This is a genomic window from Paenibacillus sp. 2TAB19, from assembly GCF_052115185.1.
Classification (GTDB): domain Bacteria; phylum Bacillota; class Bacilli; order Paenibacillales; family Paenibacillaceae; genus Pristimantibacillus.
This window is the reverse complement of sequence record NZ_JBFRGE010000018.1, coordinates 14,708-29,959: the sequence shown is the minus strand read 5'-3', so window position 1 is coordinate 29,959 and position 15,252 is coordinate 14,708. Positions and strand designations below refer to the sequence as shown.

At 48.1% G+C, this 15,252-nt stretch carries 16 protein-coding genes; 11 read left to right on the top strand and 5 right to left on the bottom strand.

Annotated features, from left to right (window positions below):
* Positions 1–94 precede the first annotated feature (94 nt).
* Complete coding sequence (locus AB4Z33_RS10595; protein ID WP_442049899.1) at positions 95–1,567, top strand: glycoside hydrolase family 5 protein; 1,473 nt, start codon at positions 95–97, stop codon at positions 1,565–1,567.
* A 179-nt stretch (positions 1,568–1,746) separates the two neighbouring features.
* On the opposite strand, the gene AB4Z33_RS10590 is transcribed toward AB4Z33_RS10595, so the two are convergent.
* Positions 1,747–2,100 carry a winged helix-turn-helix transcriptional regulator gene (locus AB4Z33_RS10590; protein ID WP_442049898.1) on the bottom strand — a complete coding sequence of 118 codons (354 nt, stop codon included), beginning with the start codon at positions 2,098–2,100 and terminating at the stop codon, positions 1,747–1,749.
* Between the two features lie 144 nt (positions 2,101–2,244).
* On the opposite strand from AB4Z33_RS10590, the gene AB4Z33_RS10585 reads away from it, so the two are divergent.
* The 3 genes from AB4Z33_RS10585 (at position 2,245) to AB4Z33_RS10575 (ending at position 5,302) form a co-directional block, all read left to right on the top strand.
* On the top strand, positions 2,245–3,300 hold the full coding sequence (locus tag AB4Z33_RS10585; RefSeq protein WP_442049897.1) for an LLM class flavin-dependent oxidoreductase: 1,056 nt from the start codon (positions 2,245–2,247) through the stop codon (positions 3,298–3,300).
* Between the two features lie 96 nt (positions 3,301–3,396).
* Complete coding sequence (locus tag AB4Z33_RS10580; protein ID WP_442049896.1) at positions 3,397–4,575, top strand: MalY/PatB family protein; 1,179 nt, start codon at positions 3,397–3,399, stop codon at positions 4,573–4,575.
* 109 nt (positions 4,576–4,684) lie between these two features.
* Positions 4,685–5,302, top strand: a complete 618-nt coding sequence (locus AB4Z33_RS10575; protein ID WP_442049895.1) for a DNA-3-methyladenine glycosylase family protein — start codon at positions 4,685–4,687, stop codon at positions 5,300–5,302.
* Between the two features lie 6 nt (positions 5,303–5,308).
* Here AB4Z33_RS10575 and AB4Z33_RS10570 read toward each other — a convergent pair whose 3' ends face one another.
* Genes AB4Z33_RS10570 through AB4Z33_RS10560 form a run of 3 tightly spaced genes read right to left on the bottom strand, consistent with a single transcriptional unit; the run spans position 5,309 to position 7,302 of the window.
* On the bottom strand, positions 5,309–6,130 hold the full coding sequence (locus AB4Z33_RS10570) for an SPL family radical SAM protein (RefSeq protein WP_442049894.1): 822 nt from the start codon (positions 6,128–6,130) through the stop codon (positions 5,309–5,311).
* Entirely contained in the window at positions 6,123–6,683 is a 561-nt protein-coding gene (locus AB4Z33_RS10565) for a methylated-DNA--[protein]-cysteine S-methyltransferase (RefSeq protein WP_442049893.1), read from the bottom strand. The genes AB4Z33_RS10570 and AB4Z33_RS10565 overlap by 8 nt, the downstream gene beginning before the upstream one ends.
* Positions 6,673–7,302 (bottom strand): bifunctional transcriptional activator/DNA repair enzyme AdaA, encoded by a 630-nt coding sequence (locus AB4Z33_RS10560; protein ID WP_442049892.1) that lies wholly within the window; start codon positions 7,300–7,302, stop codon positions 6,673–6,675. Before AB4Z33_RS10560 ends, AB4Z33_RS10565 begins: the two co-directional genes overlap by 11 nt.
* 163 nt (positions 7,303–7,465) lie before the next feature.
* On the opposite strand from AB4Z33_RS10560, the gene AB4Z33_RS10555 reads away from it, so the two are divergent.
* Complete coding sequence (locus AB4Z33_RS10555; protein WP_442049891.1) at positions 7,466–9,415, top strand: stalk domain-containing protein; 1,950 nt, start codon at positions 7,466–7,468, stop codon at positions 9,413–9,415.
* A gap of 72 nt (positions 9,416–9,487) precedes the next feature.
* Here AB4Z33_RS10555 and AB4Z33_RS10550 read toward each other — a convergent pair whose 3' ends face one another.
* Positions 9,488–9,934 carry a tellurite resistance TerB family protein gene (locus AB4Z33_RS10550; RefSeq protein WP_337098446.1) on the bottom strand — a complete coding sequence of 149 codons (447 nt, stop codon included), beginning with the start codon at positions 9,932–9,934 and terminating at the stop codon, positions 9,488–9,490.
* A gap of 169 nt (positions 9,935–10,103) precedes the next feature.
* Between AB4Z33_RS10550 and AB4Z33_RS10545 the strand changes: the two genes are divergently transcribed.
* The 6 genes from AB4Z33_RS10545 (at position 10,104) to AB4Z33_RS10520 (ending at position 14,621) form a co-directional block, all read left to right on the top strand.
* Positions 10,104–10,520, top strand: coding sequence for a BlaI/MecI/CopY family transcriptional regulator (locus AB4Z33_RS10545; RefSeq protein ID WP_442049890.1), 417 nt, complete (start codon positions 10,104–10,106; stop codon positions 10,518–10,520).
* Complete coding sequence (locus AB4Z33_RS10540) at positions 10,517–11,389, top strand: M56 family metallopeptidase (protein WP_442049889.1); 873 nt, start codon at positions 10,517–10,519, stop codon at positions 11,387–11,389. Before AB4Z33_RS10545 ends, AB4Z33_RS10540 begins: the two co-directional genes overlap by 4 nt.
* A gap of 50 nt (positions 11,390–11,439) precedes the next feature.
* Entirely contained in the window at positions 11,440–12,156 is a 717-nt protein-coding gene (locus tag AB4Z33_RS10535) for a DUF3105 domain-containing protein (RefSeq protein WP_442049888.1), read from the top strand.
* Positions 12,157–12,323: 167 nt separating this feature from the next.
* The gene (locus AB4Z33_RS10530; RefSeq protein ID WP_442049887.1) at positions 12,324–12,938 is read left to right on the top strand and encodes a TetR/AcrR family transcriptional regulator; all 615 of its coding nucleotides are present in this window, start codon (positions 12,324–12,326) and stop codon (positions 12,936–12,938) included.
* 112 nt (positions 12,939–13,050) lie between these two features.
* The gene (locus tag AB4Z33_RS10525; protein ID WP_442049886.1) at positions 13,051–14,235 is read left to right on the top strand and encodes a YhgE/Pip domain-containing protein; all 1,185 of its coding nucleotides are present in this window, start codon (positions 13,051–13,053) and stop codon (positions 14,233–14,235) included.
* Between the two features lie 128 nt (positions 14,236–14,363).
* Positions 14,364–14,621, top strand: coding sequence for a hypothetical protein (locus AB4Z33_RS10520; RefSeq protein WP_442049885.1), 258 nt, complete (start codon positions 14,364–14,366; stop codon positions 14,619–14,621).
* Positions 14,622–15,252: the final 631 nt, after the last annotated feature.

The following is a 15,252-nucleotide window of genomic DNA, read 5'->3' as shown; positions in this document are numbered from 1 at the left end:
ATCATGACATTTATTATGGGTTGGCCGTGAAGTTATACTTCTCATATGGACGGCGGTTGTCGTTCCTAACCATAAGAGGAGGGATTTAGTAAAAATGTTGATGATCACTCGCAGGTGGAAGCTAACGTTTATGTTTACCGTATTACTCGCTTTAACCATACCTTTCGTCGCACCGCAGCCGACACATGCCGCTAACGGATTTTATGTAAGCGGAACCAATCTGAAGGATGCCAACGGGAATAACTTCGTAATTCGCGGCGTCAATAACCCGCATATTTGGTTCGACACACAAGCTTATTCGGCATTGACGACTATTGCGAATAACAAAGCGAATGCTGTGCGTATCGTATGGCAGACGAGCGGTTCGGCAACGCGTCTCCAACAAATAATCGACCGTTGCAAGGAGCTTGGGATGATCGCCATCGTGGAGCTTCACGATGCAACGGGTTCGAACAGCGCCACGCTGCTTAATCAAATGGCGCAGTACTTTACCCAAAGCGCTGTAAAGACGATACTTAACAATAACGAGAAATACGTCCTCGTGAATATCGCCAATGAATGGGGCGGCAACGACTTGGCCGATACTGCCTGGCGAGATGCATACAAGACTGCTATATCGACGATTCGGAATGCGGGCATCCACAATACGATCGTTGTCGACGGATCGGGATGGGGACAGAATGCATCGCCGATCAAAGCGTACGGCAATGCTTTGCTGACGCATGACCCGGATCATAACGTGATGTTCTCCATCCATATGTACGGCTCGTGGAACAATGCAAGCAGCATCGGCACGGAGCTGCAAAATATTAAAAACCTGGGACTCGCTGTGATGATCGGGGAATTCGGCTACAATTACAATAACGGCAACAACAACCTAGGCAGCCAAGTGAATGCGCAAGAGGTGTTGAACCAATCTCAGGCCAAAGGAATTGGATATATGGCTTGGTCTTGGACGGGGAATGATTCCTCCAATTCATGGCTCGATATGACGACAAGCGATTGGCAGACGCTCACTTCGTGGGGGAACCTCGTCGTTAATGGTACGAACGGCATTCAGGCGACTTCCGTGAAGGCTACGGTGTTCAACAGCGGAGGTGGCGGCAGCAGCTCGACGTTATATGATTTTGAAAGCGGCAATATTCAAGGATGGTCAGCACTTAATGCAGGCGGCGGACCATGGTCAGTAACGGAATGGGCGACAAGCGGCAGCAGCTCCTTGAAGGCGGATGTCACGCTTGGCAGCGGCGGCCAATTCACGCTCAAGTATACAGGCGCGAATAACTTTAGCGGCAAAAGCTCCGTCACCGCCAAAGTGAAGCATGCAGCTTGGGGGACCTTCGGAAGCGGCCTGCAGGCGAAGTTGTTCATCAAGACCGGATCAAGCTATACTTGGTATGAATCGCCAACCGTAAACATCAATTCGTCCTCGGCGACAACCGTTACGCTAAGCCTTAGCGGGGTCGCTAATCTCGGCGATGTAAGGGAAATCGGTATTCTATATATGTCGCCGAGCAACTCGAGCGGAGCAACTTCCGTCTATGTAGACAGCGTCGTTCTGCAATAGCAGCAAGCATCAAGAAGAGCCATCCCAATAGCCAGTAGGCTGTTGGGATGGCTTCCCCATCTTACTATGTCTGCAACCCCGCCTACTCCAAACACAACCGCCGTCTATTGCCGCTCTCAAGAAGGCTTGTTTATCCGAAACAGATATACTTTCTAGCCCAATTAGGTCATGAGGCTCCATCATTGATTTGTAGTCTGTGTAGAGTTTGTCCTGGCTTTGTGCGACGGATGCGCTGCGCTCCAATTATGAAGAGCTGTCAATATCGGCTCAAGAGTCATGCCGTATTCCGTCATCGAGTACTCAACCTTAGGCGGTACCTGAGGAAAGACGACGCGCTGGATGATTCCTTCTTCCTCGAGTTCTTTTAGTTGGGTGGTTAGCATTTTGGGCGTTATAGTGCCCATGGCTTTCTTGATTTCGCCATAGCGCATCGTGCCTGTGGAGATGAGATGCAGCAAAATGCTCGTCTTCCACTTGCCTACGATTATCGAAAGTGCGTCTTCCACTTTGCAGAGCTCGGGCTGGATCTTCATAGGGCCTCCATTAGTATCTTTTTGGATACTATAACACTTATAAGTGCATACTTACAATTTGAATAGCAATGGTATAAGATTAGCCCATGAGAAAAGCAGCAAGATTATACTCATGCAACCAAGAAGAAAGAAGGGCTAATCAGCATGGAATCATATCGATTGAATAAGAGCAAAGGCCTGGAATTTGGTTTATATACGCTCGGAGACCATATTCCGGATCCTCATACGGGCAAACGGATATCCGCAGAGCAACGGATTCACGAGATTATTGAATTGGCGAAGCTGGCTGATGAGGCCGGACTTGATTTCTTTAGCGTTGGCGAGAGCCACCAGGAGTACTTCACTACCCAGGCGCATTCTGTCGTGCTTGGCGCAATCGCTCAAGCAACGAACAATATTAAGATCGGAAGCTCGTCCACGATTATAAGCACGTCTGACCCTGTCCGCGTCTATGAGGACTTCGCGACAATCGATCTGATCTCGAAGGGGCGTGCAGAAATTATTGCCGGCCGCGCTTCCCGTATCGGGTTGTTCGAGTTGTTAGGCTATAACGTGCGCGATTACGAAGCTTTATTCGAAGAGAAGTTCGATCTGCTTGTAAAGATTAACAACGAAGAGCAATCAGTTACGTGGAAAGGCCAGTTCCGAGCTCCGCTCAACGATGCCAACGTATATCCCCGCCCTCGCGGCGGTAAGCTGCCGATCTGGCGAGCGGTAGGGGGACCGCCGGAAAGCGCGATTAAGGCTGGTGCCGCAGGCGTTCCGATGATGTTGGCTACACTCGGCGGTCCCGCGACGAGCTTCAAGCGATCGATCGATGCTTATCGGGAGGCCGCTTCACGGAGCGGACATGACGCTGCGGGGCTGCCGGTAGCGACCGCGGGCTTATTCCACGTCGCTGATACGACGCAGCAGGCGCTTAGCGAGGCCTATCCTCATGTGAACAAAGGAATGGAGCTTATTAACGGAAGAAGCTACCCGATGCAGCATTTTGCCCAAGGCTCAGATGTAAAGGATGCTATGATGGTGGGCAGTCCACAGCAAATTATTGAGAAAATATTGTATCAGCATGAGCTGTTCGGCCATCAACGGTATATCGCGCAAATGGATTTTGGCGGCGTATCCTTTGAAGTGTTGACTCGTAATCTTGAGCTGATTGCAACGGTTATATTGCCAGCGGTTCGCAAATATACGGTATAATTCATTAGGGAGCGGCGCTGCTGCTCTCTATTTTCTTTTACGGCAAGAAGCACTATGATTAAGACATACTTTATGAAGAAAGACTGGTGAAGCTACATGGCAGCCAACAATCAATTTGACCAAATCGTGAATCGTAAAAATACGCGTTCTTTTAAATGGGATCATGCGGAAGCGATGTTCGGCGCGAAGGATCTCCTTCCTTTATGGGTTGCGGATATGGATTTCTTAACTGTACCTGCGATCACAAAACGTCTCGTGGAACGTGCCCAGTTAGGGTCTTACGGCTATTCCGTTCGAACAGACAGCTATCATGAAGCGATCGTTAGCTGGTACAGCCGCCGGCATGAATGGACCATTCAGAATGACTGGATCGTCGACTCGCCAAGCGTTGTCACTTCGCTAAGCTTAGCCGTTCAGCTGTTCAGCGAGCCAGGCGATACGGTTGTCATTCAGACGCCGGTGTACTACCCGTTCTATGAAGTGATTCGGGGCAACGACCGTGTGGTTGGGGCAAGCTCGCTGCGCGTCGTCAAAAATCGGTATGAAATGGACTTCGACGGCATGGAAGCAATGTTCCAAGCCGGTGCAAAGCTGCTTCTGCTTTGCAGTCCTCATAATCCGGGCGGGCGCGTCTGGAACGAGGATGAATTGCGCCGATTAGGCGATCTTTGTCTGCGTTATGGGGTTACGGTCGTATCCGACGAAATACATGCCGACCTCGTTCATTCGGGGAATCGTCATACTGCATTCGCATCGTTGTCTCCAGAGCTCGCAGACATTACGATTACTTGTCTTTCGGCTACAAAGACGTTCAATCTCCCAGGTCTTCACACGTCATTCATGGTTATTTCGAATGCCTCCTCCAGGCGTAGAATGGATCAGCGCTTGAAGCTGCTTGGCCTCCGGAATGCGAACCATTTCGCCGAAGACGCAGTAGAGACGGCGTTTAATGAAGGAGAGGCATGGCTGGATGAGCTTCTCGTATATATCGAGGGGAATATCGAATTTGCTAATCAATATTTAGCCGAGCATCTTCCGCAAGTGAAGACGATGATGCCTGACGCGACATACTTGCTCTGGGTGGATTGCCGATCGCTTGGTCTAGATTCGCGCGGCTTGAAGGAGCTTATGTTCCATCAGGCGAAGGTAGCTTTCAACGAAGGCTCCGGCTTCGGCGAGGATGGAGCGGGCTGGCTGCGGATTAACCTGGCTTGCCCAAGATCGCTGCTCACCCAGGCGCTGGAGCAATTCTGCGAAGCGGCTCGGAAGCTGTAGCGTTCGATTACAAAATGTTGCTATTCTATTCGAATAGCCGCACAACAAGCCTCCGAAGCGTTATAGTGTAGTCATATTCGGTATACTTGTGATGAGGAGGCAGATACCATTGGAGACTGCTAATAAAAAAAACTTTGATTACGGACAGCGCGAGCTGGATTACTTAAGGAAAGCCGATCCTGTATTAGGTGCGGCGATTGATCGATTAGGCTTGCCGCAGCGCGAGGTTACTCCTGATTTATTCGCATCCCTCGTGGAAGCGATGGTCGGTCAGCTGATATCGGTTAAGGCTGCTGATACGATTTGGGCCAGAATGCAGGAGCGCCTCGGTGCGATGACCCCAAACAATCTGGCACAGCATACGGTAGAAGCGATCAAGAGCTGCGGGTTGTCCATGAGGAAGGCTGAGAATATCCATGCGATTGCGAGCGCGATTGTGCACGGCGAATTGCAATTGGAAGAGCTTAATGACATGCCGGATGCCGAGGTTGCAGCGAGGCTTACGTCCCTTAAAGGTGTCGGGCAATGGACGGCAGAGATGCTGCTTATTCATGCCTTGGAGCGGCCGGATATCGTAAGCTGGGGCGATGCGGCGATCCGCAAGGGAATGATGAGGTTATACGGCTTAAGCGAGCTGTCCAAAAAGCAGTTCGACGAGTATCGTACGTTCTATTCGCCCTTCGGTACAGTCGCATCGATCTATTTGTGGAAGCTATCTTCCGAATAAGCTTTTTTAAGGCTCAAAGCCTCTTTGGCTTATATATACTTGTTCGGCGGGAAATATTTCGATGAAGCGATCATAGACGAACCGATAGGCGTCCGGTTTGTACCAATTCTCGAGTCCTAATCGGGCATAGATCGATTCCATACCGATAGACTTCGTTCGTTTGCCTCCGCTTCCGTCGCCCATATAGTAGTCGTCGATACATACGCGATTAACGAGCGGCTTTAGCAGCTTGGGGAACATCTCGCTGCTTGGGAGAATTGGCGCGATGGTCGCTTGCGCAGGAATGCCGGCGTCTCGGAGGAGCTGCAGCGTCTTCAGCCTCGCCGCAATCGGCGGAGCTTCCGGCGTAAATTGCTTGCGGATATCCTCGATATCCGTCTCTATCGTCATGCTGATCCGCACGCGATCTCCAAGCTGAGCGAACAAATCAATATCGCGGCGCACAAGCGGACTCCGCGTCTGCACGAACAAGAAATCAGGCGGTTCATCGACCATTGCTTCCAGCAAGGATCGGGTGACGCCTTCTTTGTGCTCGACGGGCTGATAAGGATCGGTGCTCGTGGACATGAAGATCGTCACAGGCCCTTTGCGCTTCGCAATCGCTAGCTCCTTGCGGAGCAGCTTCGCCGCGTCCTGCTTAATATCTACCCATGATCCCCATGCTTCCTGCCGGAAGAGGGAGATCGGCATTTGGCGTACATAACAGTATGAGCAGCTGAAAGAGCAGCCTGCATACGGATTAAGCGTATGGCTGTATCCCGATAGATAACCGGTTCCTTTGTTCAAAATGGTTTTCGGATGCGTGCGCTTGTAAGTCTCGTTAGCCATGTACGATGTGTTCCTTCGTATTGTTATCGATGCCGGAACGACTCTGCTCTAGTTCGAGCAACGCTGACTTCATGCTAAGGCCGCCACGGAAACCGGTTAGCGAGCCGTTCTTGCCAATTACCCGATGACAAGGGACAGTAATGAGGACGGGATTAGCTCCGATCGCGGTGCCCACGGCCCGTACGGCAGAAGGCTTGTTGATGCGGCTGGCGATTTCCGAATACGACGAAGTTTGTCCATACGGTATTTCGCATAACGCTTTCCACACGTCCAATTGGAAAGCAGTTCCTCGCAGGTCGAGCGGCATGTCGACGCTGTCCACCGTACCTCGCAGATAACCAATTAATATCGTTTTGTATGACTCCAGCATTTTATCATCTTGTACGAGCGCGCTGCCGGGGAACTTCTTGCTAGCCCAAAGGGATATCTCATCCAGCGATTGATTTTGCGAGCCAATATAGCAAAGTCCTATGGGTGTAGCTGCTAGATGAAGCTTCCAATCGTCTACTGATAATAGCGACCAATAGATAGATGAATGGTTGTCAGCTTTCATGAATGTTATCCCCTTTCTTGTACTGTCGCCGATAAACTGCAGGCGTACAGCCGACCTTCTGTTTGAATAAGGTGACGAAATATGGCGTATTGGTCATTCCAACCTGCAAGCCGATGTCGGCAATTTTAAGATCGGATTCGGCAAGCCATCTTTTGGCATGCTCCATTCGCAACTGCTGCATATGCTCAGTGGGAGTTATGCCGCAAAGACGCTTGAACGTACGCTGCAAATGAAAGGGGCTGCTATGGCTAATCTCGGCCAACAGCTCCAACGTGATGTTTTCATTATAATGGCTGTTCATATATTCCGAGACAAGGCTGATCCACTCGTCGTCCGGCAGCTTCTCGCCTGTGGGCTTGCATCTCTTGCACGGGCGGAATCGTGCCGCTAACGCTTGCTCGGGTGCCATGAAGATGCGGACATTTTCTTTCTTAGGGGGCCGAGATTTGCAAGATGGACGGCAGAAGATGGACGTTGTCTTGACAGCGTACCAGAACTTGCCGTCATAGGTGATATCGTTCTGCAGGATTGCCTGCCATTTCTCTTCGCTTAAGTCTACCCGTGATACCCCTGTCTCTTGAATAGGACGTCTCTCAAATTGATCATTCCACGTTTCCATATGCTGCTCACCTCTTGCTTTAGTATACCCTCCAAGAGTGCATTCTGTACGCCATTTTCAATAAAAAAGCAAGATATCGAAATTATAGATTCCGAAATTTTCCTTACTTGTACGCTACATACATGGTACAATATTCCTACTACATAAGTGAGGAGAGATAGATTTGAAGAGATATTTATCAATATTGGTCGTTTTTTGCTTAACTGTATTGTCCGTTGCTTCGCTCGGAACTGTAGCGTTAGCAGCTAGTACTGGTACGAAAGTAATAGGCGTGGCTTACGACAACTTTTTATTGGATGACGGTTCGATCTGGGTGAAAAACTCGAATGGCCCAATCCGTAAAAATTTGGATATCGCGCAGATCGTAGGATATGGCAAAGAGGGCTTTGGTGTAACGAAAAAGGGAGAGCTTGTTTCTTGGGATTACATTACTGAACCGACAGTAGACACCAAACAAACAGGCATCAGCCAGTTAGTGTATGGTTCATATCTGAAGACTGATGGCACATTATGGTCAACCGATGGTTACAAAATGACTTCTAATGTTCGCCTAATCGGCGGAAGCGGAGGAAGTCTTGCTTACCTTACAAAGTCAGGGGTACTATCAGCAGCAGGCGTGGAAGAAAACTATACTCTAAGTGACGCTGCATCTATTATTGCTATTGATGCTACTGTCATGGAATACAATAAAGGGCGGACCGCAACTTTAAGTTCCAGCGGTGAAGTCATGATTTATGATGAGAGAAATATCGATTACGAGAACGGATGGAAGATCATACCTGAGAAGGTGACATCAGATGCATCGGGTATCGTATTTGCCGACAACGGACAGCTTCTCGTAACTCTTAAGGATGGAACTGTGTGGGTAACAGGTGATTATGAATACCGATATAAACTAGAGAAGCAACTTACGGGTATAAAAAATGTGAAGCAGATTTCGGCTTTAAAAGATGATGAATCTTTTTACTTCTTAACTAATAGCGGAGATTGGAAATTGTACAAATATGGATTGGAGAAGCCGATTGAGATTCCAAAAGTAGCTGATCTAACTTTTGATCTATCTAATCTAACTCCGAATGTAGGAGATAGCATTAAAGCGGAAATTTCCGAGACGTATTCTACAGGTGAAACGAAGAAAGTGCCTTTGAGCCAAGCCACTGTACAAATCGACAAACCGCATTTATTGAAAGTTATTGGCAATGGTACGTTTAAAGCACTCGGCGTCGGAGTATCCAAAGTTACCGTTACATCCGGGACTGCAGCGAAGACGCTTACTGTAACGACAAGTCTGAGCGCGAACCTTAAAAATGCAGCGCAGATTAAGAATGTAACTTATGTGCCTATCCAATCTGTCTTCAAATCGCTCGGCGGTACAGTTGTGTATACAGCAGCGTCGAAGACATTCGATATCAAGGTTGGAAGCACGGCGATCAAGCTGAAGTCAGGCGAAGCCAAAGCCACCGTGAATGACAAGGAGGTAGTGCTCGGAGGTCCGATTCAAACGGCAAACGGAACAGCCGTGTTCCCGGCAGCCTTGTTGACGAAAGTATTCGGTGCTAAGCTGCAATGGGATGCCAAGTACAAGACGATCACGATCTTGTTCGGCGCAGCCAAAATGAAAATCGAAACGCCTGAAACAGCGAACGTGCTGAAGAGAGAGGCGCTTGGCACTTTAACGAAGTACATTGGGAAGTCTTATTGGTCTAATCATGTTCCAGGTGCAGACCGATTCATTAAACTAACGATTATTGATATCATTCCCGATGCATCAAAAGATTTCGTAATTGTTTTCCAAACGACGAAAGGCGTTAAAGTCAAGTCAAGCGTATTGTATGGCAGCAGTGCCGTAGAATCGTATCTAGCTACAGATTACTATCTGTTGACGTATGATCCGTACAAAAAATATAACTGGTCCACGAAAATATGGACAGCGGTCAAAGCCGAGAAAATCGGCGTCGGCATGACGAAGGATCAAGTCTTACTGTCGTGGGGAAATCCGAGTTCCTCTAGTGTTGTAAGCGGCAGCGGAATTACGATCGAAACGTGGGGTTACGGCTTAAGTCAATACGTAACGTTCACGAATGGCAAAGTATCTCAAATTTATACGCTCTAATCCCATAAATATCAACCAAAAGAGCCCCGTACGCTTTATCTAGCGTAAGGGCTCTTCTTCATTCCATAACGATTACAAGCTGAATTCGCTAGGGTTCAAACCAAGCGCGTTGCAAATATCGGTAACCGCTGCTTTCTCATGCGGATCGAAGTTGCCGTCCGCTGCGCCGATCGCGCTGCATACGCCAACGATGACGCGTGCGACATCAGGCTTGCTGCGGAACTTCGCAATCGCCTTAAGCGCTTCTTGTTTGCCGATCATGCCGTCAAATTCGATATTGCTGGCGAAATGGTTGAAACGGTTAATGACATCGCTCATATCGAATACTTTTAATTCTTCGCTGCGGCTTATGTAGCCGGTCATTTTTTGTTTCTCGGCGGAATCAATAGAGCCGTCAGCTCCAGCTACAATCGCGCATCCTGCCACGACTGCGTCCAGAAATTCTTTATTTTTAAACTTTTTAACTTGATCGGTCAGCCCTTGCTTGCTGCTCTGCAGCCAAGATTTAAATGTGCTCATAGTGGGAAGCCTCCTTAGATTTGTTAATTACTATTGTAGTAGTATTGGAGGACGTTTTGCAAATATGGCGATATTTTGTCGGATTATTAGAGGTGAGATGTTATTAAAAGGAAGCAGCTTGAACTGGCGCAGGTCGTTGCACTATAATGTGTAGTGGAGGGGGAGCGGAATGAAAATCAATCATTTTAAATATGATGAAATCGGTTTGAACCGGTTTTTTGGCTCCTTGGAAGCGAAAGTGATGGAGCTGCTGTGGGATGCGGAGGAGCTGTGCATCAAAGACGTTCAGCACAAGCTTGCACAAGACAAGCCCGTTAACTTCAATACGGTTATGACCGTGATGAATCGGTTAGTCGAGAAGGGCATACTGCAGAGGAGACTGCAAGGAAGGCTTTCCTTGTATCGTCCGACCCAGTCGAAGGAGATTTTCATCGAAGAGCAATCAAGGAAGCTGACCGAGAACTTGATTGACGAGTTCGGAGGCGTCGTCATTAACCACATGCTCGATGCGATTAAAGACGTTGACGAGTCGTTGATTCAGCAGCTGGAGGCCAAGTTAAGACAGCTTAAGAAGGACAGCCAATGACAAGTTGGAAAACGAAGTCGAATATCGTCCTGTCGTTAAGCGTACTTATCGCTCTGGTCGTGCTTGGACAGATCGGCATGTATGCGGCTCATCTTATGTTCGGAATGAATGTGCATCTGAATATTTTCAAGTTGTGTCTTAGCTTATTCAAGCAGCAATCGTGGTATTATAACCTGATTACTTACGCAATGAATGCGTTCATTATCCATATGCTGCTCATAGCACTCATTCGAATAATCCAGCAATACGTACGCTTAACACGCTTCAAAGCAGCAATGATTTCGCTTCACATGCACCAGTATACGGAGGAATTGAAGCATAGATTTCATGTTTCGTCGCGTGCATCAATGATCGTCATCGACCGAGCGGAGCCGCTTGCGTTCACAATGGGATTTCGTAAGCCGATGATCGTCTTATCGAGTGGACTTGTAGGACTGCTGGACGAGCAGGAGCTCGAGGCCGTCATTGCGCATGAGGCGTTCCATCGTCACAACTATGACGCATTGAAGCTATTTGTGCTCCAGCTTATCGCGCAGTCGCTTTGGTTCATTCCGTTAACGCGATGGTCGCATGCGAATTACAAAATCATGTGCGAGCTGCAAGCGGACGAGCATGCCATCAAGGCAACGGGTTCGGAGCTTGGGCTTGGAGGCGCGTTGTTGAAAATGGTGCAAAGCAGCGGCATCATCCGCAGCGCTTCGACTAGTCCCGTTCTCGCCTCGTTCTCTGATGAAGCTATCAACTATAGGCTGCGCCAGCTTATTGAACCGCAGCGAGCGATTCCGGTTAAGCTGGAGACGCCTGCAATCGTCATTTCCGTTTATGCGCTGCTGCTTCTTATGGCGCTGACCGTATTAGCAATGACATAATTATCGAAAGAAAGGTCGTGTTGTAACCGATTATGGAAACTCATATTAATATGCACAATCAAGGCTCGGAATCGGCAATTTGGTTATATGCTGCAGGACTTATCCTTATCATTGCCATCATAAGTTATATTTTGGCCGCCCGCAAAAATAAATTAAATGTCAACCGAATGAAGAAGGAAGAGCGGAATTTGTTGAAGCAGACCGTGAAGAAGTGGCGTCTATCAGGCCATTTGCTCATTGTCGTCGCGCTTATTCTCGTGTTTGTACATTACTTGCCAAAGTGGATGCAGACATATGATGTCGCAGAGTTGAATTACGATATGAAGATAGTGGTAAAAACCGACGAATATTTCGGTGCGGATCATACCGACAGCAAAGTCGATTACGAGATGAGCATCCCGACTTCGGGACCGCATAGCCCGCATGACATTAAATTCGGCTTCTATAGCGAACGGCCGGACTTCGAGCTGCTTGTTCACAATCTGGAGCATGGCGACATTATTATCCATTACCGTCCATCCGCTACTCACGATCAAGTAAACCTGCTGCAATATTTAGCGAAGTTCCGTGAGGCAGGGGCTGGCGTACTAGCCGTTCCTAACGATGAGCTGCCAGAAGGCACAGAGCTTGTCGTGACGGCATGGACGAAGACGATGGTGCTGGACGGCTTCAACGAACGGGCAGTCGCCCAGTTTATTTATGACAATATAAATCGTGGTCCTGAGCAGATTCCAGCTAATATCCGCCGAGGCGGAGGAACAATGTAAGCAGGAATCAGGTTCCGGGCAAAGCAATCTTGATTAAATTCAGACGTCCGCCAATGTGGCGGGCGTCTGTTGTCATAAATAAAGGATGGATTACGAGTTGACATTATAACTGGTTTGACGTAATATTTCGTTAAACGAACGTTGAATGAAAGGAGGACGTGATCAGCATGGCTCGTAACACACGCAAGGAACAGGCAGCCGAAACAAGAGAGAAGCTGCTTGAGACAGCTAAAGCGCTGTTCGCCGAGAAAGGCTATCACGGCACTCCCGTACGTGCAATTAATCGGAAGTTAAACATGGGGGATGGTATTCTTTATCATTATTTTCCTGGGGGCAAACGTGAAATATTATCGGTGCTGCTTCAAGAAAGCTTCGAACGGAGATTCACGGAAATATCGTTAGTCAATAAACATATCGAGCAATTACCGCTCCGTGAAGCACTTGTCGCGTTGATCAGACGTATGTACGAGCTGTTCATGGAAGATATGGATTCGGCTCGGATATTGATTCGCGAGAGCGATGTGCTCGAGAAGGAAGAGCGAGAGAAGCTAAGCGGATTTATACAAGTACAGAAGCAATTTTTCAGAGAGTTCCTGCAAGCGCGGCATGAGAAGGGCGAGATTCGAGAGCTTAATTACGATCTTGCTTCGAGGCAAGTTGTCGGCGCCGGCATGCAGCTTATCCTTAGCGAAATTATCGGTATCGAATTCGTGCAGGAGCAGGACAAAGGAAAGTATATTAAAGAGATGATCGATTTTACCGTCACCTTATGGGAGCAATAGAATCCTTGAACCGCCTAGCAACAACCGGCGTTCAAGGATTTATTTGGGCCATTTAATTGAACGTACGTTCAATCAATGAAAAGTTTTGAGATAAGAGAGGGAGAGGCTTACCATGAATTTATTCAAAAACAAACTGACATTATTACTGCCGATTATCGTTATTGCTGTATTATTTATATTTAGCCTGACGTCTATTCCTTCCATTAATCCGGCACCGAAGCAATTGCCGATCGCGATTGTGAACGAGGATGAAGGAGTCGACATCCCGAATCAAGGCAATGTGAACATGGGCGAGCTTATTATTCAGAATGCGCAAGCCGCGGCTAGCGCTACAGATGAAGAGGCGCCGATCAAGTGGGTAGCCGTTGGTAGTGACGAAGAGGTTCAAGCAGGCCTTAACGATCAGCAATATTACGCAGCGCTCGTTATTCCTGCCGACTTCAGCCGCAATCAAGCTTCACTGCGCTCACCTGACCCGACGCAAGCTCATATTAGCATATACGTCAATCAAGGGATGAGCACGATGGCTTCAACAATGGCAAGCCAAGCGCTGAATCAGATGGTAGACGGCGTTAATGCGAAGCTGCAAAGCGAGCTGATAGCGTTCTTCGATGAGCAGGGAGGAACGGTGTCAACGAAACAAGCAGCAGCGCTGGCAGCGCCGATTGTCAAAGACGTAACGAATGTGAACGTGACAGGTACGCATAGTGCGGGCGGCAACGCGCCTTTCGCATTGTTCCAGCCGCTATGGATGGCAAGTATTGTAGGCAGCATTATTTTCTTGTTCGTAAAACAAAGCTTGAAGCTCACATCCCCTATAGCGAAGCTAAAGGTAAATGCTATGCAAGTCATCTGCGGCATTGTACTCGCCTTAATAGCAGGCTATAGCTTCACATGGTTCGCTGACAGCTGGGGTCTTAACATTCCGCAGTTCAATGAAACGGCCATATTCCTTGCGATCAGCTACATTGCTTTCTTCCTAATGATTTCTGCCGTATTTTCGTTGATCGGCATCAAAGGGATGGCAATCTTCGTGATCTTTTTATTCTTCGGGGGACCGCTGCTTAATATGCCGGCTGAGTTCCTGCCTTCGTTCTATCAGGATTATGTGCTGACATGGCTTCCGATGCGTTTCATGATCGACGGATTGCGCGAAATCTTCTTCTTCGGCCAAGGCTTGTCGATGAACCATGCGACCACTGTGCTGGTATGGCTTGGCGCCGTGAGCATGCTTGTCCTGCTTGCATCGGCTTTCATTCCATCCCGTCAGCGGGGAACGGTTAGCGAATTGAAATAAATGACTTTTATTGGCAGAAAACCAACCAAACAAGTTGTTTTTCGACGTCGTTCTTCGACAGTGTTTTTGGCAGAGGATCGTTATACTGATTAATGTAAGCTTCATGACATTCATCGGAGGGCTGATCGTTGAAAAATTCTTCTTTAAAACAGCGTGTCGTATGGTTCATTAATGCCGAGACGGAGAAAGTTCTAAGTAATTTAAGGAATGGCGCAGTCAACAGGGACCACGCGCTAGGCTGTCTCCACACCTTGTATCAAGCCGCCTCGACCACGAGGGATGCCGATATGATGGGTAATCTGTGCCGGCTGATTCATCGGATTCGCGAGACCGATCAAAGGCTAGGCGTCTATCATTTTGCTGAAAGAAAAAGCGAGCCTATATAAGTAATAAAGGCTAAAAACTAGAGAAGGGCATTCCGATGAAACGATCGGTTGCCCTTTTTCTTCGTTTTCTAAAATATAAGAATTTTATAAGTTTCAGGCTTATAAACGGACTTATATTTCATCCGCGAAACGTTAGCTAACGCCGCCAAAGGACGGCACAGAACCGAGCTGCGTATAGACGCAGCTAACGGTTCGTGCGTAGCGATAGCCGTTTACGCTTGACCCGAATGGATTATCGTTTGGAACGTTTTTGTTTTTTTCTCGATTTCGTTCTGGAAATAGTAGATGTTCCGTTACTGCTATCTTCCCCACTTTGGGAGAGCCCTTCATCGTGGTAACAATATTCATAGATATGTTTTTCACACGGCACGCAGTGGTGACGGGTAACGACATTCACTTGATGAACGACTTCCACGATTTGTGGGTGAAATACGTCGTTTACAACCGTGACAGGAGGATCGAATACGCGAACAGTAGGGCAAAATGGTTTGCAACACATTATTCTGTCAGCTCCTTTCCTAGTAGTCTAATATAAGATATGCTCATCCCATTGGAATGGCTTGTGCGATAGCCTTACGAGACAAATGAGGATCATAGACAGCTGGTTGGTAGAGTAGAATGTACCCGTAAA

Excerpts from the sequence above, each read along its gene's own strand:
- AB4Z33_RS10570 (WP_442049894.1), bottom strand. The coding sequence starts at position 6,130 with ATGGCTAACGAGACTTACAAGCGCACGCATCCGAAAACCATTTTGAAC.
- AB4Z33_RS10545 (WP_442049890.1), top strand. The coding sequence starts at position 10,104 with ATGAAAATCAATCATTTTAAATATGATGAAATCGGTTTGAACCGGTTT.
- AB4Z33_RS10590 (WP_442049898.1), bottom strand. The coding sequence starts at position 2,100 with ATGAAGATCCAGCCCGAGCTCTGCAAAGTGGAAGACGCACTTTCGATA.
- AB4Z33_RS10550 (WP_337098446.1), bottom strand. The coding sequence starts at position 9,934 with ATGAGCACATTTAAATCTTGGCTGCAGAGCAGCAAGCAAGGGCTGACC.
- AB4Z33_RS10595 (WP_442049899.1), top strand. The coding sequence starts at position 95 with ATGTTGATGATCACTCGCAGGTGGAAGCTAACGTTTATGTTTACCGTA.
- AB4Z33_RS10585 (WP_442049897.1), top strand. The coding sequence starts at position 2,245 with ATGGAATCATATCGATTGAATAAGAGCAAAGGCCTGGAATTTGGTTTA.
- AB4Z33_RS10525 (WP_442049886.1), top strand. The coding sequence starts at position 13,051 with ATGAATTTATTCAAAAACAAACTGACATTATTACTGCCGATTATCGTT.
- AB4Z33_RS10535 (WP_442049888.1), top strand. The coding sequence starts at position 11,440 with ATGCACAATCAAGGCTCGGAATCGGCAATTTGGTTATATGCTGCAGGA.
- AB4Z33_RS10530 (WP_442049887.1), top strand. The coding sequence starts at position 12,324 with ATGGCTCGTAACACACGCAAGGAACAGGCAGCCGAAACAAGAGAGAAG.
- AB4Z33_RS10540 (WP_442049889.1), top strand. The coding sequence starts at position 10,517 with ATGACAAGTTGGAAAACGAAGTCGAATATCGTCCTGTCGTTAAGCGTA.
- AB4Z33_RS10565 (WP_442049893.1), bottom strand. The coding sequence starts at position 6,683 with ATGAAAGCTGACAACCATTCATCTATCTATTGGTCGCTATTATCAGTA.
- AB4Z33_RS10580 (WP_442049896.1), top strand. The coding sequence starts at position 3,397 with ATGGCAGCCAACAATCAATTTGACCAAATCGTGAATCGTAAAAATACG.
- AB4Z33_RS10560 (WP_442049892.1), bottom strand. The coding sequence starts at position 7,302 with ATGGAAACGTGGAATGATCAATTTGAGAGACGTCCTATTCAAGAGACA.